Origin of the sequence: Microbispora sp. NPDC088329 (assembly GCF_040685655.1) — a bacterium.
Lineage (GTDB): Bacteria > Actinomycetota > Actinomycetes > Streptosporangiales > Streptosporangiaceae > Microbispora.
Window position 1 is genome coordinate 337111 of sequence record NZ_JBFBIP010000006.1, and the last position, 19470, is coordinate 356580.

The following is a 19470-nucleotide window of genomic DNA, read 5'->3' on the forward strand; positions in this document are numbered from 1 at the left end:
CGCGTGCACGCAGCGAGAGGGGGGCGCGGTCAGCGTCATGAGGTCCGAGGACGGCGCCCCCTCCGTCGCCGTCACCTGGTGCGACGACTCCTCGCCCCGCCGGATCACGGTGTCGATAGAGGAGAAGGAGTCCGAGAGACCGGTGGCGAAGTTCACCACCACGAAGGGCCGCGACCACTTCGCCACGCTGAACCTGGAGTCACCGGGACCGGACTGGACCCTTCTCTCCGGTGATCCCCGGCTGACACCCGGCATCACCTACCGCCTCATGGCCTGGCCCGGCTCGGGTAAGGAGATGGGCTTCGGGCAGTCGCCCTTCACCATGGAGGAATTGAACGAGCTGAAGCCGGGCCAGATCGCCGGCGGATACCCGGGGGAGACTCTCACGAGAAGTCAGTTCGAGGAGTACGCGAAAAGCATCTGCGGCTGACGCCGGCGCCTGCGCCCTCCGGCCGTACGACGACTCGGCTGCCGGGGAGCGCCCGGCCCGTCGTACGGAGTTCAGAGAGCGTCGATCTCGGTGAGGTCGATGTCCACGTCGAAGGGCACCGCCAGCTTGAGCCGGTCGTGGTGGATCCCGGTCAGCGCGTATGCCGTGGTGGCCGGGTCGAGTTCGTACACGTAGACCGTGGGCCGCCCGGCCTGGTTCTCGATGCGCCAGAAGTGCGCGATCCCCGCCTCGGCATAGAGCTGCGGCTTGCGCTTGCGGTCCCGCTCCTCCGAGTCGGGCGAGACGACCTCGACGGCCATGAGCACATCGCCCGCCTCGTACGAGGTCTCACTCGGCCCCTTCACCGCCTCGGCGCGAAGGATCACCAGATCGGGCTCGGGCCTTTGGCGAAGCCCGAGGACGACGCTCATCTCACGGCGCACGCGCAGGTGGGCGGGGCAGAACCGGCGCAGTTCCCGCTCGAGGAGGAACAGCATGAGGCTGTGAAAGGAGGCTTGGGGGCTCACGAAGACCAAGCTTCCATCAATCAACTCTGTGTGCGCAGGAAGTTGCGGCATGTGATCGAGATCGGCCGCCGTGAAGCCCTCCGCCGGAGGGAAGATCCAGCTCGGGAGACCGTGCGTGTCACTCAATGGCGCTTCGCTCCATGCCTCTGCCGTCATGCGCCCACCGTAGCAACGCGTGAGCGCCTCGCGATGTGTTTCCCCGCTGGCACCGTTCCGGAACACTCGTACGTTCGCAGTGGGGCGAGCGGACGACAAGGGGTGCGGCGCTCTCCCGGAAGAGCGCCGCACCCCGATGCGGAGGTCAGCCGACCCGGCAGGAGACCGTCGGCCAGGTCCAGTTGCCGTTGTGCTGGATGGTCACGCCCCAGTTGTTGCCGCTGCCGTTGGGCTTGGCGGTGAGCACCTGAGAGCTGGGATAGCTGGCGCTGATGTTCCAGGTGGAGAGGATCTTCGCCGGGGACGGCACGTTCATGGTCACCGTCCAGTTGCTGGAGCCGCTGACCGAGACGTTGAGGTTGTAGCGGTCGCCCCACGACTGGCCGGCGGACAGCGTCGCGGTGCAGCTACCGCCACCGCCGGGGTTCGTGGGGGAGGCGGTCGGCTGTCCGGTCGGGCCGCCGCTGCCGCCGTCGGGGGCGACGGCGCGGCCGGTGGTGGGGGAGATCATGCCGGCGCACATGTTGCGGCTGCGGAGGTTGGCGGCGATCTGGGAGATCGCCTGGACGGTGGTGGCGTATTGGTCGTGCATGAGGATGATCTGGCCGTTCTGCAGGCGGCCGGCGGCTTGGACGATTGCCGAGGTGCTGGCGCCGTTCCAGTCCTGGGAGTCGACGTCCCAGATGATTTCTCTGAGGCCGAGCTGCTGTTCGACGGACTTGAGGGTGGAGTTGGTCTCGCCGTACGGGGGCCGGAACAGTTTGGGAGCCGATCCGGTGGCCTGCTGGATGGCCTGCTGGGTGCGCTGGAGCTCCGACTGGATCTGGGAGCTGTTCATCTGGGTGAGGTGGGGGTGGGTGTAGCTGTGGTTGCCGACCCACATGCCGGCGTCGACCTGGGCTCGGACGAGTGAGGGGTTGTTCTGAGCGTTTTGGCCGATGTTGAAGAAGGTGGCGCGTAGGCCGTTGGCTTTGAGTGTGTTGAGCAGGTTGGTGGTGTTGCTGGGGTTGGGGCCGTCGTCGTAGGTGAGGCCGACGTATCCGCCGCTGCAGTCGGCGGCGTGGGCGGGTGCGGCGGACACGGCCATGGTCGCCAGTGCCGCGGCGGCGACGCCCGCGAGTGCCGCGGCGAGTGTCTTGCGTAGACCGGGACGTTTTGCGATGGGCACGGCGCTGTCGGCCATGTCTGCTCCTCCAGTCAGGAAAGGGCCGGACGGCGCTGCTCAGCGGTAGGGGAGCACCGCCCGGCCCAGGGGGTTCGCCGGGGCAACATTCTGGGGAGCGACACTGAAACATGTCAAAGATTCTTAGAAACATTTCAGTGGCTGAAGCGGTTGAGTCGCCGATGAACTGCCGAAACACTCGATGAAGTTTTCATGCCAAGAAGCCGCGACGGCCGTACGGTGAGGAGCCGCCCCTGCCCGCCGCACGGCCGTCCAGCACCTGCTGTCGCCGTGTCCGTCAGGACGCGCTGCAGGTCAGGGCCGGGGTCGCGGCGGTGCCGTTGGCGACGAAGCCGAAGGTGGTGGAGGCGCTTGCCCCCAGGCTGCCGTTCCAGGAATCGTTGCGCACGCTGACGGAGGAGCCGGAGCCGGACTGGAGGCCTCCCCACAACTGGCTGATGGACTGGGAGCCGGGCCAGCTCCAGGTCACCGTCCAGCCTCTGATCGCCGAACCGCCCGCGCGCACCGTGACGTTGGACTGAAACCCGCCGCCCCAGGCGTTCACGGTCTCCATCGTCGCGGTGCATCCGCCCGTTCCGGGCGTGAGCGTGGGGCTGGGGCTGGGGGACTGCGGGCTCGACGGGGACGGGGACGGGGACGGGGATACCGGGGTGCCGCCGTCGGGGGCGACGGCGCGGCCGGTGGAGGGGGAGATCATGCCGGCGCAGAGGTTGCGGCTGCGGAGGTTGGCGGCGATCTGGGGGATGGCTTGGACGGTGGTGGCGTATTGGTCGTGCATGAGGATGATCTGGCCGTTCTGCAGGCGGCCGGCGGCTTGGACGATTGCCGAGGTGCTGGCGCCGTTCCAGTCCTGGGAGTCGACGTCCCAGATGATTTCTCTGAGGCCGAGTTGTTGTTCGACGGACTTGAGGGTGGAGTTGGTCTCGCCGTAGGGCGGGCGGAACAGTTTGGGCGCGGTGCCGAGAGCCTGCTGGATGGCCTGCTGGGTGCGCTGCAGCTCCGACTGGATCTGGGAGCTGTTCATCTGGGTGAGGTGGGGGTGGGTGTAGCTGTGGTTGCCGACCCACATGCCCGCGTCGATCTGGGCTCGGACGAGGGACGGGTTGGCGGCGGCGTTCTGGCCGATGTTGAAGAAGGTGGCGCGCAGGCCGTTGGCCTTCAGGGTGTTGAGCAGGTTGGTGGTGTTGCTGGGGTTGGGTCCGTCGTCGTAGGTCAGTCCGACGTATCCGCCGCTGCAGTCGGCGGCGTGGGCGGGTGCGGCGGACACGGCCACGGTCGCCAGTGCCGCGGCGGCGACGCCCGCGAGTGCCGCGGCGAGTGTCTTGCGTAGACCGGGACGTTTTGCGATGGGCACGGCGCTGTCGGCCATGTCTGCTCCTCCAGTCAGAGGCCCTGATCGGGCATCGAGGGACAGGCCAGGTGGCGCATCACCGTGCGAGGCGGGCGCCGCCCGGCCCCCGGGGTCGCCGGGGCATCATTCTGGGAAGCGCCGTTGAAACGTGTCAAAGATTCTTGGAAACATTTCACAGCGGTGAGCCGTCAAGCGCGTCACACCGCCGGAACGCCGATGAACATTTCAGGCCGTCGCGGATTCCGGGGGGCGGAGTGCGAGCGCGTGCTCATCGGTCCTCGCGTCGTAGCCGCGGAACCTGGGCAACGCGGCCGTCATCAGGCCGACCGCGGCCACACAGAACAGACCGCCCAGTCCCAAGGAGAAGCGGGCGCCGCCGAGCTGGGCCATGAACCCCGCCCGAGCGTCGCCCAGCATCGGCCCGGTCGAGTAGGACAGCAGTTCGATGCCGGCGAGCCGTCCCCGATAGGAGTCCGGGATCGTCTGGTTCCATATGGTTCCGCGGAACAGGCCGCTCACCATGTCGGCGCCCCCGGCGACGGCGAGGAACAGGAAAACCAGCCACATCTCGGGCATCAGCGCCGCGAGTGCGACGGCCACACCCCACACAGTGGCCGAGACGATTACGGCGAGCCCATGCCGGTGGACGTGGGCCGTCCAGCCGGAGGTCAGTGAGGCGATCACCGCGCCCACGCCGCCGGCGGCGTACAGCAGTCCGACGGCCTTGGACGCGCCGAGGTCCTCGGCCAGGAAGGGGAACAGCGCGGTGGAGCTCGCGAAGGCCATCGCGGCGATGTCCACGAGATAGGTGCCCATCAGGTCGGGGCGTCGCAGGGCGTACCGCACGCCTCCACCAAGGAGCGCAGCGACGCGGGGGTGGGCTCCTCTGCGCGGAGGACGGCGCCGACCCTGACCAGCAGCACGAGGGACAGCAGGAACGAGGCGACGTCGACGGCGTAGGAGACGGCCGGACCGACCGAGGCCACGATGAGACCGCCCGCGGCCGGCCCGGCGATCATGGCGGCGTTGCGGACCAGGCCCTGGAGGGCGAACGCCGCCGGCATCCGGTCCAGCGGCAGCACCCGATTGATCATCGCCTGCTCGCTGGGCGAGCGTACGCTGCCGAGTCCGGCGGCCAGCGCCCCGGCGGCGTACAGCACCCATACCTGCGGCCGGGGCAGCAGCGCGTTGACGAGCAGCAGCACCGAGGACAGGCACAACCCCACCTCGCTGAGTATCACAATCGTGCGCCGGTCGCGCGCGTCGGCGATCGCGCCACCCCACAGGCCGCACACCACCATCGGAACGAACTCGGCCAGGCCCACCAGGCCCACCGCGACGTAGGACTCGGTGAGCTGCTTCATCTGGTACGGCACGGCCACGGTCGTGATGACCGTGCCGAGCATCGTGATCAGTCCGGAGCCGAGCAGAAGACGGAAATCGCGGAACTCGCGCAGCGGGCTGACGTCCAGCCTCAGCCGCCGGGCGAGGGACATCAGGGAGCGATCAGCGTTCTCGGCCACGACCAGCGATCTCAACAATTCGCGGTGGCGTGGGGCAACCGGTTTTCCGCGGCGGCCCGGCGACACCCCCGCCGCGTGCCGGTGCAGCCGACCACGAAAATGCGGTGATCCGCGGCATGGGCGCCAGTAGGTTCCCCCTATGAACAGCGATCTTCAGGAGGCGTGGGCGCTGGCGGAGGCCGACGACGTCTCCGGGCTCATGAATCATCTGCGCTCTACCGTCGATCGCCTCGCGGTCGCCGACACCGCGCCCCTCGTCCGGCGGGTGGCGGAACTCACGGGATTCGCCGACCTGGCCGAGGCGGCGGCCGCCGTGTCCGCCGACCCTGGCGGGTCGCGGGCGCTCTACGCGTACGGCTACGCCTGCGTCGAGCGGGGCGCCTCCTTCCTGGCGGTCCCCGCCCTGCGGGAGGCGCTGCGCCGGGAGCCGGGTTCGCCGGTGATCCTGCGGGAGTTGGTCACCGCTTTCGAGGACGAGTATCGGCACGGCGAGGCCGTGTCCGTGCTGAGCGAACACGAGGCCGTCCTGACTCCGTGGCCCGATCGCTACCTGCTGGCCTACAACGCGCTGATGTGCGGCGATGTGGACCGCGCCGCCGTCGAGGCGGACGGTCTCCCCTTCCCCGAGGACGAGTTCTGGCTGCCGGCCCGGGGCCGTCTGTCCGGGATGCTCGCGCGGGCGCGGGAGGCTCGGGCCCTCGGCCGGCTCGGCTCACGTGACCTGCGGGGCTGGCACTTCGCACTGACCGGCGGTGTCCTGGCCACCCTGTCACCGTTCGGCGTCGACCAGGGAATGAACGGCCGGTACGCCTATCTGAACGACGACTTCGGCGCCTGCCTGTACGGCCTGCGCCGGCTGCGCACCGTCCTGGAGGCGGCGGGCCGGACGCCGAAGACGGTGTCCCTGCTGCCCGGGCGGGGCGATATCGCTCTCGGCCTGGCGGCGTCCCAGGTCCTGGGGCTGCCCGCCGAGCCCTTCGCTCCCGGCCGGACCGACACGGTCGTCATCGCCTACGATCTCGCGAACGTCGGAGACCTCGTCGTGGACCTGTACGAACGGGCGGCCGGCCAGATTCTCTACGAGCATGCGACGTGCTGGACCGAGCCGCCTCAGGTCAGCGCCGACGTCAGCACGCTGCTCTGCCAGATGCTCGTCGCCCCCTGGGACGAGAAGATGTACATCACGCCGGACGGTGACATGGCCAGGTCCCCGGCCGACGATCGCGAGGTGGAGGACCTGGCCGCGGAGATCCTGCGCGCCACCCCCACGCCCGACGAACTGCCCTCCGACACCGACGAGGAGCTCGCCCGGTTCGTGGCCGGGATCGCTCCGATGTGGCCGGCCGACGGCACGCGCGACCGTGTCCGCTCCGCCGGGCCCGTCCCCAGCTCTCGTTTCCGCTGAAGACGGGCTCCCGGGGGAGAGGCGGTCAGGCGGGGACCTTGTCCAGGAAGCCGTACACGGCGCCGATCCGGCCGTCCTCCGCGATCGCGACGACGTCGAAGCCGATCACGACGGGTTCGGCGGCGCCCTCGGGGCCGAGGTGCCAGGTGAAGCGCGCGATGTCGTGGTGGCCGTCCACCGGCCCGCCAAGGGTGAACACGAAACCGGGGAACATCTCCTGCGCACCGGCGATCACCGCCGCGATCCCGCCGTGCCCGGTGACGGCGGCCAGCGGGTCGGTGTAGCCGCCGTCCTCGGTCCACAGCTCCGCCACCGCCTTCGCCCTGGCCTCGGTGTCGCGCTCGTTCCAGGCGGCGATGTAACGCTCGGCCAGGGCGGTGTAGTCGGTCATCTTCCACTCCTTCGGGGATGTCTTCCGTGACGACACGTGAACGGTGTCACGCAGCCCCGGGGAGCGGCGATTACGTGGAAGGTAACCGGCGTCCCGCCCGCCGGTTCCGGGCAGGTCCCGCCGGTCGCGGCGCTACAGGCCCAGGGTCTCCTTGCGCAGGTGGGTCTTGAGTACCTTGCCGCCGGGGTTGCGCGGCAGTTCGGCCTCCCTGAACCAGAACCGCACCGGCACTTTGAACGCCGCGACGCGGCCGCGCAGGAACTCCTGGAGTTCCTCGCCGGTCGCGCCGGCGCCCCGCTTGAGCCGTACGACCGCGCCGACCTGCTCGCCCAGTTCGTCGTCGGGGATGCCGATCACGGCCGCGTCGTCCACCGCGGGGTGCTCGAACAGGGCGGCCTCGACCTCGGCGCAGTAGACGTTCTCGCCGCCTCTGATGACCATGTCCTTGGCGCGGTCGACGATGTAGACGAAGCCGTCCTCGTCGATGCGGGCCAGGTCGCCCGTATGCAGCCAGCCGTCCACGAAGGTCTCCGCCGTGGCGTCCGGGCGGTTCCAGTAGCCCATGATCACAATCGGCCCTCGCATGCACAGCTCGCCGACCTCGCCGGGGGGCAGTTCGGCGCCGAGCGGGTCGCAGACCTTGACGTCCACGACCGCGAGCGGCAGCCCGATGCTGTCGGGCTTGGCCAGGTAGTCACTGCCGCTGTTGTAGATCGCCAGTGCCGTCGTCTCGGTCATGCCGTACCCGTTGGCGGGCGTCCGGTTGGGCAGCGTCTCGGTGATCCGCTCCAGCAGCTTCGGCGGCGCCGGCGCTCCGCCGTACGAGATCGAGCCGAGCGAGGAGATGTCGTGCTTGTCCAGGTCGGGGTGCGAGAGCAGCTGCCAGGCGTTGGTCGGCACACCGCTCATCACCGTGACCTTCTCACGCTCGATGAGCTCCAGGGCCCGCTTGGGGTCCCACCTGTACATCAGCACGAGCCCGCCACCGCTGAACATCGTGGTCATCAGTACGGCGAAGCATCCGGTGACGTGGAAGAGAGGCACGGTGAGCAGGGTGATCCTGCGCTTGCCGGCCGCCGCGGCCACGTCCCTGCCGGCCATCGCCACGGTGCGCATCATCGCGTACGCGACGGTCATCGGCGCCTGGCCGAGATTGCGGTGACTGCCGAGGGCGCCCTTGGACCTGCCGGTGGTGCCGGAGGTGTAGAAGATCGTGGCGGGGTCGTCGGCGCCCAGGTCGACCTGCGGCAGCGTCACGTCGGCCCGGACCTCGCCGAGGACCTCGGCCCAGTTGGCCCCTTCACCGCGGGTGACGATCATCGGCAGCCCGCTGCCGGCCATCCGGGCGGCGCGCTCGCCGTCGGCGATCACGACCTTCGCGCCCGAGTCGCTCAGGCCGTACTCCAGCTCCTGCTCGGTCCACCAGGCGTTGAGCGGCACGGCCACCGCGCCGGCGGCGAGCACGGCGGAGAAGGAGACGACCCACTCGGGATAGTTGCGCATGGCCACGACGACGCGGTCGCCCTTGCGTACGCCGTAGTCGTCCACGAGGCGGTTGGCGAGCGTCGCCGCCAGCCGGAAGTGCTCCTCGTAGGTGATCCGCTCGTCCTCGTAGACGACGAACACCTTGTCCCCGTGGAGCCGGGTGATCTCCAGTAGGGCCCGGAAGGTCGCCGGAGCATGCTTCCACATCCGGATCTTGTGACCGCCGACCTCGACCTCGTCCATCTCGAAGAGCTGCCCGGGCGCCGTGAGCTGGGCCTGGACCTGTTCGTTCGTGATCGTCATGCTGGCGCACTCCCGGAATTGCTCGTCAACCGGAAGTTTCACGATACCGACCGGTAGGTACGTCGGCTAGATGTCCACTCCTCGGAACGCTGCTTGCATGCTCATGCTTTGCGATGCATACTCTCTACACCAGCAAGAACATGAGGTCTGCTGCATGACCATGCAGTGATCGCGGGAGATCGGGGGCGCGGATGAGGGCGGCGATCGCCGGAGCCAGCGGCTATGCGGGAGGCGAGCTGCTCCGCCTGCTGCTCGGCCATCCTAACGTCGAGATCGGCGCACTGACCGCGGCGTCCAGCGCCGGCACGAGGCTCGGCGCCCACCAACCCCACCTGCCGGCGCTGGCCGACCGGGTGATCGAGCAGACCACCCCCGACGTGCTCGCCGGTCACGACGTCGTCTTCCTCGCACTCCCGCACGGCCAGTCGGCCGCGGTCGCCGCCGAACTCGGCGACGGCGCGCTGGTCGTCGACTGCGGTGCCGACTTCCGTCTGACCAGCGCGCAGGAGTGGACGGCGTTCTACGGCGGCGTCCATGCCGGCACCTGGCCCTACGGCCTGCCCGAGCTGCCCGGTCAGCGCGAGGTCCTGCGCGGCGCACGGCGCATCGCCGTCCCCGGCTGTTATCCGACGGCCGCCACCCTGGCCTTGCTCCCCGCCTTCGCCGCCGGGCTGGCCGAGCCCGACGTCGTGGTCGTCGCCGCGAGCGGCGCCTCAGGAGCCGGCCGGGCACCCAAGGCCCACCTGCTCGGCAGCGAGGTCATGGGCTCGGTCAGCGCCTACGGCGTGGGTGGGGTGCACCGGCATACCCCGGAGATGGAGCAGAACCTGTCGGCGGTCGCCGGGCGGCCGGTCCGGGTGTCGTTCACCCCGACCCTCGCACCGATGAGCCGCGGCATCCTCGCCACGTGCACGGCTCCCGCCGCCTCCGGAGTCACCGCCGCCGCGGTCCGCGAGGCGTACGAGACGGCGGTGAAGGACGAGCCGTTCCTCCACCTGTTGCCCGAGGGCGTCTGGCCGGCGACCGCGATGACGGTCGGGGCCAACACGGCGGTCCTGCAGGTCACCGTCGACGAGCGGGCCGGGCGCATCGTCGCCGTCATCGCCATCGACAACCTCACCAAGGGCACCGCGGGGGGCGCGATCCAGAGCGCCAACCTCGCTCTCGGCCTTCCGGAAGAAGCCGGCCTTCCCACCAATGGAGTCGCCCCGTGAGCAAGATCTTCCTTCTTGAGGAGCAGGCATGAGCGAGCGCATCGACAATCAGCGCGCGATTCGCCAATGCGACCCCGAGCCGTCAGGCGAGGGGGCGGCATGAGCGTCACCGCACCCCTGGGATTCCGCGCCGCCGGCGTCGCCGCGGGGATCAAGAGCGGCGACGCCCGCGACCTCGCCCTGGTCGTCAACGACGGACCTTCGCGTGCCGCGGCCGGTGTCTTCACCCGTAACCGATTCAAGGCCGCGCCGGTCCTGTGGTCGGCCCAGGTCCTCAGCGGCGGCCGGGTCAGGGCCGTCGTCCTCAACTCCGGCGGCGCCAACGCCTGCACCGGCCCCCTGGGTTTCCAGGACACCCACGCCACCGCCGAGAAGGTGGCGGAGGTCCTGGACGACTCCGCGGCGGAGATCGCGGTCTGCTCCACCGGCCTGATCGGAGAACGACTGCCGATCGACGCACTGCTCGGAGGCGTGGGGACCGCGGCCGCCCAGCTCAGCCGCGACGGCGGGCTGGCGGCGGCCGACGCGATCCGGACCACCGACACCGTCAGCAAGATCTCCTTCCGCCGCGGCGAGAACGGCTACATGGTGGGCGGCATGGCCAAGGGGGCCGGCATGCTCGCGCCCGCTCTCGCCACGATGCTGTGCGTGCTGACCACCGACGCCGACCTCACGTCCGAGGAACTCGACACGGTGCTGCGCAGAGCGACCTCCGTGACGTTCGACCGGCTCGACACCGACGGCTGCATGTCGACCAACGACACCGTGCTGCTGCTCGCGAGCGGCGCGTCGGGCGTGCGGCCCGACCTCGCCGAGTTCGAGAAGGTCGTCACCGCCGTCTGCGCCGACCTGTCCCGGCAGCTTCTGGTCGACGCCGAGGGAGCCTCGAAGGCGATCGCCATCGAGGTCGTCGGCGCGGCCTCGGAAGAGGACGCGGTGGCGGTAGGCCGTGCGGTGGCCCGATCCAACCTGCTCAAGTGCGCGATCCACGGCGAGGACCCGAACTGGGGCCGGGTGGTCAGCGCCGTCGGCACGACCGACGCCGTGTTCGAGGCCGAGCGGGTCAACGTCGCGGTCAACGGCATCTGGATCTGCCGCGGCGGTGCGGCGGGGGACGACCGCGCCAAGGTCGATTTGCGCCCCCGCGACGTGACCATCACCGTCGACCTGTCCGCCGGCCCGCACACCGCGACCGTGCACACCACCGACCTCACGGCGGCGTACGTGCACGAGAACTCGGCGTACTCGTCATGAGCGTCAGGCGTAACGGCGCCCTGGACAAGGCGCACACCCTGATCGAGGCGCTGCCCTGGCTGGCGCGCTTCCACGGCGCGACCGTCGTCATCAAGTACGGCGGCAACGCGATGACAGAAGAGCACCTGCGGGCCAAGTTCGCGGCCGACGTGGTGTTCCTGCGCTATGCCGGCCTGCGGCCCGTGATCGTGCACGGCGGCGGCCCGCAGATCCAGTCGCACCTCGACCTGCTCGGGATCGACTCTCACTTCGTGTCCGGGCTGCGGGTGACCACCCCCGAGGCGATGCAGGTCGTCCGGATGGTGCTGGTCGGCCAGGTCAACCGCGACGTGGTCGGGCTGATCAACGGGCACGGGCCGTTCGCGGTCGGCATGTCCGGCGAGGACGCCCACCTGTTCACCGCCGAGCGCAAGCACGTCGTCGTGGACGGCGTGAAGGTCGACATCGGCCAGGTGGGAGAGATCGTCCGGGTCGAGGCCGGAGCCGTACGGGCCCTGCTGGAGGACGGGCGCATCCCGGTGGTGTCGTCCGTGGCTCGCGGCGAGGACGGCGGAATCTACAACGTCAACGCCGACACCGCCGCTGCCGCTCTCGCCGTGGCGCTCCAGGCGTCGAAGCTCATCGTCCTCACCGACGTCGAGGGGCTGTACGCCGACTGGCCCGACAGCGAGGAGGTCGTCAGCCGCATCGGGGCCTCGGACCTCGCGGCGTTGCTGCCCTCGCTGTCCAGTGGCATGGTGCCGAAGATGGAGGCGTGCCTGGCAGCCGTGCGCGGCGGGGTCCCGCAGGCGCACGTGCTGGACGGGCGGGTGCCTCACGCGCTTCTGCTGGAGGTCTTCACCGACGAGGGCATCGGCACGATGGTCGAGCCCGACGACGCCGTTCCCACGATGCGGGACACGGCCGGGGTGACGGCGGACGGCGCCGTGAACGGAGAGGTTGCCAGGTGACCACCAACGATGAACTGCGCGGACGCTTCGAAGCGGCGTTCATGCGCAACTACGGCGTGCCGCCGGTCGCCATCGCCCGCGGTGAGGGCTGCGCCGTCTGGGACGTGGACGGGCGCCGCTACCTCGACCTCATCGGCGGCATCGCGGTGACCTCGCTCGGGCACAACCACCCGGCCCTGGTCGAGGCGGTGTCCCGGCAGGTGACCACCCTCGCGCACACCTCGAACCTGTTCCTGCACGAGCCCGAGGTGCTGCTCGCCGAGAAACTGCTCGCCCTGCTCGGGGAGCCCGCGCGGGTCTTCCTCGCCAATTCCGGCACCGAGGCCAACGAGGCGGCAGTCAAGATCGCCATCAAGTACGGCAGGACGCACGGCCGTCACTACATGGTGGCGGCGGAGAACGGCTTCCACGGCCGCACGCTGGGCGCGCTGTCGCTCACCGGCAAGCCCTCGATCCGCGACCAGTTCGGGCCGTTCCCGCTCGACGTGCGGTTCGTCCCGTACGGCGACGCGGACGCGCTGAAGAACGCGGTGACCGAGGACTGCGCCGCGGTCTTCCTGGAGCCCACCCAGGGCGAGGCGGGCGTCGTCCCGCCGCCCGACGGTTACTTCCGCACGGCCAGGGAGATCTGCTCCTCGGCGGGGGCGCTGCTCGTCGCCGACGAGATCCAGTCGGCCATCGGCCGCACCGGGCACTGGTTCGCCCATCAGGCGGAGGGGGTCGTCCCCGACGTGCTGACGCTCGCCAAGGGCCTCGGCGGGGGCCTGCCCATCGGCGCCTGCGTGGGCTTCGGCGAAGCCGGCGAGATCTTCGCCAAGGGCGATCACGGCTCGACCTTCGGCGGCAACCCGATCTCGTGCGCGGCGGCTCTCGCCGTGCTGAACACCATCGAGCGTGACGGACTGCTCGGCAACGCCGACACGGTTGGGGCGCTGCTGTCCGAGGGCATCGCCGCCGTGCGGCACCCCCTGCTCAAGGGGGTCAGGGGGCGCGGGCTCTGGCTCGCCGCCGTGCTCACCGCGCCCAAGTCGGCGCAGGTGCAGACGGCGGCGCAGGAGGCCGGTTTCCTGGTCAACGCCCTGCAACCCGACGCGGTACGGCTCGCGCCGCCGCTTATGATCACCGAGTCCGACGTGCAGACCTTCATCGACGCGCTGCCCGGCATTTTGGAGGCCGCGAATGCCTGAGAACGACCTCATGAACCCCGCCGCCGCCCCGGGCCAGGCCAGTGGATCGGCGCGGGTGAGGCAGGGCGCGGACTCGGCGCGGGTGAAACACTTCCTGCGAGACGACGACCTGTCGCCGGAGGAGCAGGCGCAGGTGCTCGACCTCGCCGAGGCGATGAAGAAGGACCGGTTCGGCTATCGGCCCTTCGAGGGCCCCCGCACGGTCGCCGTGCTGTTCGACAAGCCCTCCACCCGCACCCGGGTCTCCTTCACCGTCGGCGTCGCGGAGCTGGGCGGCCAGCCGCTGGTCATGGAGCTCGGCACCTCGCAGCTGGGACGGGGCGAGCCGATCGAGGACACCGCGCGGGTGCTGTCCCGGCAGGTCGCGGCGATCGTGTGGCGGACGGCGGGCCAGGAGCGCATCGAGGCCATGGCCGCCTGCTCGTCGGTGCCGGTCGTGAACGCGCTGACCGACGAGTTCCACCCCTGCCAGATCCTCGCCGACCTGCAGACGATCCGCGAGCACAAGGGGTCGCCCCAGGGGCTCACGCTCGCCTATCTCGGCGACGGGGCCAACAACATGGCCCACTCATACCTGCTGGGCGGGGCCACGGCGGGCATGCACGTCCGGATCGGGGCGCCCGCCGGGTATCTGCCCGACCCGCTGGTCGTGCAGCGGGCGGGTGAGATCGCGGCGGCCACCGGCGGGTCGGTCGCGGTGGTGAGTGACCCGGAGGTCGCGGTGGCCGGGGCGCACGTCGTGGCGACGGACACCTGGGTGTCGATGGGCCAGGACGGCAAGGAGGAACGGGTCTCCGCCTTCGCCTCCTACGCGGTCACCGCGGCTCTGCTCGGTCTGGCCGACCCGGACGCGATCGTGCTGCACTGCCTCCCGGCGTACCGGGACATGGAGATCGCCGCGGACGTCATCGACGGACCGCAGAGCGTGGTGTGGGACCAGGCGGAGAACCGTCTGCACGCCCAGAAGGCATTGCTGCACTGGCTGGCGACGCGGGGTTCGGAGGGGTCTTGACCATCCCGCTGACCAAGGCGGCCCGGCACGCCCGGATCGTGGAGCTGCTCACCAGGCACAAGGTCCGCTCGCAGCCAGAGCTGGCCAAGCTTCTGGCGGAGCAGGGAGTGGAGGTCACCCAGGCCACGCTCTCCCGCGATCTCGACGAGCTGGGCGCGCTGAAGCTGCGGGCCGACGACGGCACGCTGGTCTACGCGCTTCCCGGTGAGGGCGGGGGACGGATACCCCTCTACCGGACCGGTGCCGCGAACGGCCTGCAGGAGAACCCGGACGCGCGGCTGCGGAGGATCGCGGAGGAGCTCTTGGTGTCGGCCGAGGCGTCGGCCAACCTGGTGATCCTTCGCACGCCTCCCGGAGCGGCGCAGTTCCTCGCCTCGGCCATCGACCACGCGGGCTGGGAGTCGATCCTCGGCACGGTGGCCGGTGACGACACGATCCTCGTGATAAGCCGCGACCCCATCGGGGGGCAGGCGCTGGCGGAGACCATGCTCAACCTCGCCACCCGCCGCCCGCCCGACGTGACCAGGCACAAACTCCCCGCGGAGGTCCATGACCACGGCGAGGAGGAGCAGGCGCAGTGACGGGCAGGGCGGCTCGCCCGCGCTGGCGGCCATCGGCGTGGGCGGCGACCAGGTGCGGTGTGAGGCCGGCCTGGCCGCCCTCACACCCGGCCTCACCGCGTAGGCCCATGACCACGTCCGGACCCGTGACGGGGCCGTCGCCTTCGCTCAGAAAAAGGGTCCGCTGATCGGACGTCGGCAAGAGGCCGCCGCTCTCGATCGATCAGAACGAAATCGCGTCCGCGGGATACGGCCGGCAGGCCTGATCGACCCGGTATACGCCCCGGTTCCGGTGCAGGGACCGGGGCGTACGTCGGCTAAGGTCGCGGATTAGTCCCGCAAAAGGATCCGCGCCGAGGTTCGCCACGCGAAGACCGGAGAAGGCGCAAGGATCTACGTACGACGGCCCGGGCGGGAACGGCGCGCGGTCATCTTTGGCAGGGATTCGAATATCGGAGGGAGAAGACGGTGGCGGACAACAAGCCGATGAGGCTCTGGGGTGGCAGGTTCGAGGGGGGACCCGCGGACGCCCTCACGCGCCTGTCGGTGAGCGTGCAGTTCGACTGGCGGCTCGCGCCGTACGATCTGCTGGCCTCGCGCGCGCACGCGCGCGTGCTGCACCGCGCCGGGCTGCTGACGCAGGAGGAGCTCGACCGCATGCTGGGCGCGCTCGACGACCTCGATCAGGCGTGCCGCACGGGGGATTTCCGTCCCGCCGTGGCCGACGAGGACGTGCACACGGCGCTGGAGCGCGGGCTGCTCGAACGGCTCGGCTCGCTGGGCGGCAAGCTCCGGGCCGGGCGTAGCCGCAACGACCAGATCGCCACCGACCTGCGCCTCTACCTGCGTGACCACGTTCGCACGATCGTTTCCCGGCTTGCCGAGCTGGAGACGGCGCTGATCAGCCAGGCGGAGGAGAACGCCGACGTCGCCGCCCCCGGCATGACGCACCTGCAGCACGCCCAGCCCGTGTCGTTCGGCCACCAGCTTCTCGCCCACGTTCACGCGCTCACCAGGGATGTGGACCGCCTCCGCGACTGGGACAGGCGCGCGGCGATCTCGCCGCTCGGTTCGGGCGCCCTGGCCGGGTCCTCCCTGCCGCTCGACCCCGCGGCCGTCGCCGCCGAACTCGGGTTCGACGCGCCCGCGCCGAACTCGATGGACGCGGTCGCCGACCGCGACTTCGCGGCCGAGTTCCTGTTCTGCGCGGCGCTGATCGGTGTGCACATCTCCCGTCTCGGCGAGGAGATCGTGCTGTGGGCGTCGCAGGAGTTCCGGTGGATCGAGGTGGACGACGCCTACTCCACCGGCTCGTCGATCATGCCGCAGAAGAAGAACCCCGACGTCGCCGAGCTGGCCAGGGGCAAGAGCGGCCGGCTGATCGGTTCGCTGATGTCGCTTCTGACGACTCTCAAGGGTCTGCCTCTCACCTATAACCGAGACCTGCAGGAGGACAAGGAGCCGGTGTTCGACGCGGTCGACACCCTGCTTCTGGTGCTCCCCGCGGTGTCCGGCATGGTCTCCACGATGCGGGTGAACAAGGCCAAGCTGGAGGCCAGCGCGCCCGACGGCTTCGCCCTGGCGACCGACCTCGCGGAACTGCTGGTCCGCCGCGGGGTTCCGTTCCGCGACGCGCACGAGGCCGTCGGTCACCTCGTGGTGTGGTGCCAGGTGAACGACAAGGACCTCGGCGAGCTCACCGACGACGAGCTGGGCAAGGTTTCGCCGCACTTCGCCGTCGACGAGACCGGCGCGAGTGTCCGCGACGTGCTGAACGTGCACGGCGCGCTGGCCGCCCGCAGCGCCTTCGGAGGCACCGCGCCCGACCGGGTCCGCGACCAGATCGCGAATCTCCGGGAGATCGTCGACGGTCAGGCGGCATGGGCGAACGAGAGCTGATCGAGGACGTCGCGGGCGCTCCGCTCGGCCGCGACTTCTTCGACCGCCCTTCGGACGTGGTCGCGCCCGACCTGCTCGGCCGCGTGGTCGTGCACGGGTCGGTGGCGGTGCGGCTGAGCGAGGTCGAGGCGTACGGCGGGCCGGGGCAGGACCCGGCCTCCCACACCTACCGGGGACGCACGCCGCGCAACTCGGTCATGTTCGGGCCGCCCGGACACCTCTACGTCTACTTCACGTACGGCATGCACTACTGCGCGAACCTCGTGTGCATGCCGGCGGGCACCGGCTCGGCCGTCCTGTTACGCGCCGGCGAGGTGATCGCGGGTGTGCACACCGCGCGCATCCGCCGCATGCCGCACGCCGACGGCCCGGATCTGGAAGGGCTGGTGCGGCGCGTCCCGGATCGCGACCTCGCGCGCGGGCCGGCCAGGCTCACGGTGGCGCTCGGCCTGGTCCGGGAGCACAACGGGACGGACTGCTGCGCGGGCGGCCCCATCCAGGTGCACGAGGGCCGGCCCGCGTCGTCCGGCCAGGTCAGGACGGGCCCCCGCACCGGCGTCTCGACGGGTGCCGAGACGCCGTGGAGATTCTGGATCGACGGTGACCCCACCGTCTCGCCGTACCGTGCCCACGTCCCTCGGCGCCGAGGTCGCGCCACGAGCTGACGGGCAGGTATGAAGTGGCGATAAGGTTCCGTGATCAGGCACGCTTGTACGGAAGCCCGTACATCCACCATCGATAAGCGAAAGCCACGACCGTGACCGCAACTTCAGGCAACCTCGTGCCGACGTCGCAGATGGCTGACATCCTCGACGAGCTCGAGTGGCGCGACGTGATCGCGCAGACGACCGACATCGACGCGCTGCGCAAGGCGCTGGCCGACGGTCCGATCACCGTGTATGCGGGCTTCGACCCGACCGCACCCTCACTACACATGGGCAATCTGGCCACGCTGCTGATCCTGACCCGCTTCCAGCGGGCGGGTCACCGGCCCATCGGCCTGGTCGGAGGCGCCACCGGTCTGATCGGCGACCCGAGTGGCCGCAGCACCGAGCGGGCACTGAACTCCAGCGACATCGTCGCCGAATGGCTGTCGCGGATTCGCGTGCAGGTCGAGAAGTTCCTGTCGTTCGAGGAGGGGCCGACGGCGGCCGCGCTGGTCAGCAACCTCGACTGGACGGCGCAACTGTCGGCGATCGACTTCCTGCGGGATGTCGGCAAGCACTTTCCCGTCAATCGGATGCTGGCGAGGGAGTCCGTCTCCGCCAGGCTGGCCGGTGAGGGACTCAGTTACACCGAGTTCAGCTACCAGATCCTGCAGGCGAACGACTACCTGGAGCTGTACCGGCGGCACGGATGCACCTTGCAGCTCGGCGGCAGCGACCAGTGGGGCAACATCACCGCCGGGGTCGATCTGATCCGCAGGGTCGAAGGCGCTCATGTTCACGCGCTCACCGGCAAGCTGATCACCAAGGCCGACGGCACGAAGTTCGGCAAGACGGCGGGCGGTGCGATCTGGCTGGATCCCGCGCTGACCTCGCCGTACGCGTTCTACCAGTACTGGTTGAACGCTGACGATCGGGACGTGGTGCGGTTCCTCAAGGTCTTCACCTTCCGGACGCGGGAGGAGATCGAGGAGCTGGAGAAGGCTGTGGCCGAGCGGCCGGCTGCCCGAGAGGCGCAGCGCACCCTGGCCGAGGATTTGACCACTCTGGTCCACGGGTCCGACGAACTGGCCCGTGTGATCGCCGCCTCGCGCGCGTTGTTCGGCCAGGGCTCCTTGGCCGAACTCGACGCCCGCACGCTGGAGTCCGCTCTCGCGGAGGTGCCCAAGGCCGTCGTGCCCGCCCTGGGCGCGCCGTACGTCGAACTGCTCGCGCAGAGCGGTTTGGTGGAGTCGAAGTCCGCGGCGCGCCGGGCCGTCAAGGAGGGCGGCGCGTACCTGAACAACACGAAGATCACCGACGAGGAGTACGTGCCCTCGACAGGTGATCTCCTGCACGGACGATTCCTCGTGCTGCGCAGGGGCAAGAAGACGGTCGGCGGCGTCGAGGTCGCCTGACCCTCTGTCCTGAACAGCCGCCCCGGCCCGAGGCCGGGGCGGCTGTTCCATCTCAAGAGTTGTTGTGACGAGGGTAACAATCGTATGGCGTCAAGGGTGGCCCATGACGGAAACCCCTGCCTGGCCTGGGGTTTCCGTCGTCTCGCCGTGATTTGACGGCCGGGTCGACGTTGCCTAATGTTTTCCTCGCCCCCGGGGAGAGCGGGACGCCGACAGGCGGCCGGACCCCGACGGGCGAGCCGCTCTGACAAGAACTCAGATGAGGCGTTCGTGCCGAGTCGGAGTCGTTCGTGGCGTTGCCAGACCGGAAGGTTTGACACGAAGCGGGCGAGGGTTTAAGATGGAGTGGTTGCCCCGAGAGGGGCGGTCACTCTGACAAGAGCATCGGCCGGTACCGTATGGCCCTCCAGGTCCGCGGTACGGCGATCGCCGTAGAGTCGGCCGAACGGAAGTCATCGCCCTGGATCTCGGGACCTGGTGATCAGGTTTCGGGTGATGGTGGTCGCGTCCGTTTCTTGAGAACTCAACAGTGTGCTAAAAGCCAGTGCATGAATCATGCATGACCCCGTCATAGCGGC

19 protein-coding genes are annotated in these 19470 nt (G+C 69.9%); 12 read left to right on the top strand and 7 right to left on the bottom strand.

The features are described 5' to 3' along the window. Positions 1 to 37 precede the first annotated feature (37 nt). Entirely contained in the window at positions 38 to 430 is a 393-nt protein-coding gene (locus tag AB0O28_RS15500; RefSeq protein WP_363640419.1) for a hypothetical protein, read from the top strand. Positions 431 to 501: 71 nt separating this feature from the next. Here the strand turns inward: AB0O28_RS15500 and AB0O28_RS15505 are convergent, their stop codons facing one another. The 5 genes from AB0O28_RS15505 to AB0O28_RS15525 form a co-directional block, all read right to left on the bottom strand. After that, positions 502 to 1113: a Uma2 family endonuclease gene (locus tag AB0O28_RS15505; RefSeq protein ID WP_363640421.1), complete on the bottom strand. Its 612-nt coding sequence runs from the start codon at positions 1111 to 1113 to the stop codon at positions 502 to 504. 145 nt (positions 1114 to 1258) lie between these two features. Continuing rightward, positions 1259 to 2296, bottom strand: coding sequence for a polysaccharide deacetylase family protein (locus AB0O28_RS15510; protein WP_363640423.1), 1038 nt, complete (start codon positions 2294 to 2296; stop codon positions 1259 to 1261). 277 nt (positions 2297 to 2573) lie between these two features. Beyond that, positions 2574 to 3665: a polysaccharide deacetylase family protein gene (locus AB0O28_RS15515; protein ID WP_363640425.1), complete on the bottom strand. Its 1092-nt coding sequence runs from the start codon at positions 3663 to 3665 to the stop codon at positions 2574 to 2576. A gap of 207 nt (positions 3666 to 3872) precedes the next feature. Continuing rightward, entirely contained in the window at positions 3873 to 4493 is a 621-nt protein-coding gene (locus tag AB0O28_RS15520; RefSeq protein WP_363640427.1) for an MFS transporter, read from the bottom strand. Further along, positions 4463 to 5170, bottom strand: a complete 708-nt coding sequence (locus tag AB0O28_RS15525; protein WP_363640429.1) for an MFS transporter — start codon at positions 5168 to 5170, stop codon at positions 4463 to 4465. Before AB0O28_RS15525 ends, AB0O28_RS15520 begins: the two co-directional genes overlap by 31 nt. A 139-nt stretch (positions 5171 to 5309) precedes the next feature. On the opposite strand from AB0O28_RS15525, the gene AB0O28_RS15530 reads away from it, so the two are divergent. Beyond that, positions 5310 to 6575, top strand: coding sequence for a hypothetical protein (locus AB0O28_RS15530; RefSeq protein ID WP_363640431.1), 1266 nt, complete (start codon positions 5310 to 5312; stop codon positions 6573 to 6575). A 25-nt stretch (positions 6576 to 6600) separates the two neighbouring features. Here AB0O28_RS15530 and AB0O28_RS15535 read toward each other — a convergent pair whose 3' ends face one another. Continuing rightward, entirely contained in the window at positions 6601 to 6966 is a 366-nt protein-coding gene (locus tag AB0O28_RS15535) for a nuclear transport factor 2 family protein (protein WP_363640433.1), read from the bottom strand. 132 nt (positions 6967 to 7098) lie between these two features. Beyond that, entirely contained in the window at positions 7099 to 8754 is a 1656-nt protein-coding gene (locus AB0O28_RS15540; RefSeq protein ID WP_363640435.1) for a class I adenylate-forming enzyme family protein, read from the bottom strand. A gap of 191 nt (positions 8755 to 8945) precedes the next feature. Here AB0O28_RS15540 and argC point away from each other — a divergent pair, with 191 nt between their 5' ends. The 10 genes from argC (at position 8946) to tyrS (ending at position 18892) form a co-directional block, all read left to right on the top strand. Further along, positions 8946 to 9968 (top strand): N-acetyl-gamma-glutamyl-phosphate reductase, encoded by a 1023-nt coding sequence (gene argC, locus AB0O28_RS15545; RefSeq protein ID WP_363640437.1) that lies wholly within the window; start codon positions 8946 to 8948, stop codon positions 9966 to 9968. A 99-nt stretch (positions 9969 to 10067) separates the two neighbouring features. Further along, on the top strand, positions 10068 to 11222 hold the full coding sequence (argJ, locus tag AB0O28_RS15550; protein ID WP_363640439.1) for a bifunctional glutamate N-acetyltransferase/amino-acid acetyltransferase ArgJ: 1155 nt from the start codon (positions 10068 to 10070) through the stop codon (positions 11220 to 11222). After that, positions 11219 to 12172 carry an acetylglutamate kinase gene (gene argB / locus AB0O28_RS15555; RefSeq protein ID WP_363640441.1) on the top strand — a complete coding sequence of 318 codons (954 nt, stop codon included), beginning with the start codon at positions 11219 to 11221 and terminating at the stop codon, positions 12170 to 12172. Before argJ ends, argB begins: the two co-directional genes overlap by 4 nt. A 41-nt stretch (positions 12173 to 12213) precedes the next feature. Next, complete coding sequence (locus tag AB0O28_RS15560) at positions 12214 to 13359, top strand: acetylornithine transaminase (protein ID WP_363640477.1); 1146 nt, start codon at positions 12214 to 12216, stop codon at positions 13357 to 13359. Beyond that, complete coding sequence (gene argF, locus AB0O28_RS15565) at positions 13352 to 14371, top strand: ornithine carbamoyltransferase (RefSeq protein WP_363640443.1); 1020 nt, start codon at positions 13352 to 13354, stop codon at positions 14369 to 14371. Before AB0O28_RS15560 ends, argF begins: the two co-directional genes overlap by 8 nt. Beyond that, positions 14368 to 14952, top strand: a complete 585-nt coding sequence (locus AB0O28_RS15570) for an arginine repressor (protein WP_363640445.1) — start codon at positions 14368 to 14370, stop codon at positions 14950 to 14952. The genes argF and AB0O28_RS15570 overlap by 4 nt, the downstream gene beginning before the upstream one ends. Further along, positions 14921 to 15055, top strand: coding sequence for a hypothetical protein (locus AB0O28_RS15575; RefSeq protein WP_363640447.1), 135 nt, complete (start codon positions 14921 to 14923; stop codon positions 15053 to 15055). The genes AB0O28_RS15570 and AB0O28_RS15575 overlap by 32 nt, the downstream gene beginning before the upstream one ends. 362 nt (positions 15056 to 15417) lie before the next feature. After that, positions 15418 to 16830 carry an argininosuccinate lyase gene (gene argH / locus AB0O28_RS15580; protein WP_363640479.1) on the top strand — a complete coding sequence of 471 codons (1413 nt, stop codon included), beginning with the start codon at positions 15418 to 15420 and terminating at the stop codon, positions 16828 to 16830. Further along, positions 16812 to 17495 (top strand): DNA-3-methyladenine glycosylase, encoded by a 684-nt coding sequence (locus AB0O28_RS15585; protein ID WP_363640449.1) that lies wholly within the window; start codon positions 16812 to 16814, stop codon positions 17493 to 17495. Before argH ends, AB0O28_RS15585 begins: the two co-directional genes overlap by 19 nt. 131 nt (positions 17496 to 17626) lie before the next feature. After that, a complete protein-coding gene (tyrS, locus tag AB0O28_RS15590) occupies positions 17627 to 18892 on the top strand; it encodes a tyrosine--tRNA ligase (RefSeq protein WP_363640481.1) in 1266 nt (421 codons plus the stop codon). The last annotated feature ends 578 nt before the right edge of the window (positions 18893 to 19470 follow it).

Excerpts from the sequence above, each read along its gene's own strand:
- AB0O28_RS15500 (WP_363640419.1), top strand. The coding sequence starts at position 38 with ATGAGGTCCGAGGACGGCGCCCCCTCCGTCGCCGTCACCTGGTGCGAC.
- AB0O28_RS15505 (WP_363640421.1), bottom strand. The coding sequence starts at position 1,113 with ATGACGGCAGAGGCATGGAGCGAAGCGCCATTGAGTGACACGCACGGT.
- AB0O28_RS15510 (WP_363640423.1), bottom strand. The coding sequence starts at position 2,296 with ATGGCCGACAGCGCCGTGCCCATCGCAAAACGTCCCGGTCTACGCAAG.
- AB0O28_RS15515 (WP_363640425.1), bottom strand. The coding sequence starts at position 3,665 with ATGGCCGACAGCGCCGTGCCCATCGCAAAACGTCCCGGTCTACGCAAG.
- AB0O28_RS15530 (WP_363640431.1), top strand. The coding sequence starts at position 5,310 with ATGAACAGCGATCTTCAGGAGGCGTGGGCGCTGGCGGAGGCCGACGAC.
- AB0O28_RS15535 (WP_363640433.1), bottom strand. The coding sequence starts at position 6,966 with ATGACCGACTACACCGCCCTGGCCGAGCGTTACATCGCCGCCTGGAAC.
- AB0O28_RS15540 (WP_363640435.1), bottom strand. The coding sequence starts at position 8,754 with ATGACGATCACGAACGAACAGGTCCAGGCCCAGCTCACGGCGCCCGGG.
- argC (WP_363640437.1), top strand. The coding sequence starts at position 8,946 with ATGAGGGCGGCGATCGCCGGAGCCAGCGGCTATGCGGGAGGCGAGCTG.
- argJ (WP_363640439.1), top strand. The coding sequence starts at position 10,068 with ATGAGCGTCACCGCACCCCTGGGATTCCGCGCCGCCGGCGTCGCCGCG.
- argB (WP_363640441.1), top strand. The coding sequence starts at position 11,219 with ATGAGCGTCAGGCGTAACGGCGCCCTGGACAAGGCGCACACCCTGATC.
- AB0O28_RS15560 (WP_363640477.1), top strand. The coding sequence starts at position 12,214 with ATGCGCAACTACGGCGTGCCGCCGGTCGCCATCGCCCGCGGTGAGGGC.
- argF (WP_363640443.1), top strand. The coding sequence starts at position 13,352 with ATGCCTGAGAACGACCTCATGAACCCCGCCGCCGCCCCGGGCCAGGCC.
- AB0O28_RS15575 (WP_363640447.1), top strand. The coding sequence starts at position 14,921 with ATGACCACGGCGAGGAGGAGCAGGCGCAGTGACGGGCAGGGCGGCTCG.
- argH (WP_363640479.1), top strand. The coding sequence starts at position 15,418 with ATGAGGCTCTGGGGTGGCAGGTTCGAGGGGGGACCCGCGGACGCCCTC.
- AB0O28_RS15585 (WP_363640449.1), top strand. The coding sequence starts at position 16,812 with ATGGGCGAACGAGAGCTGATCGAGGACGTCGCGGGCGCTCCGCTCGGC.
- tyrS (WP_363640481.1), top strand. The coding sequence starts at position 17,627 with ATGGCTGACATCCTCGACGAGCTCGAGTGGCGCGACGTGATCGCGCAG.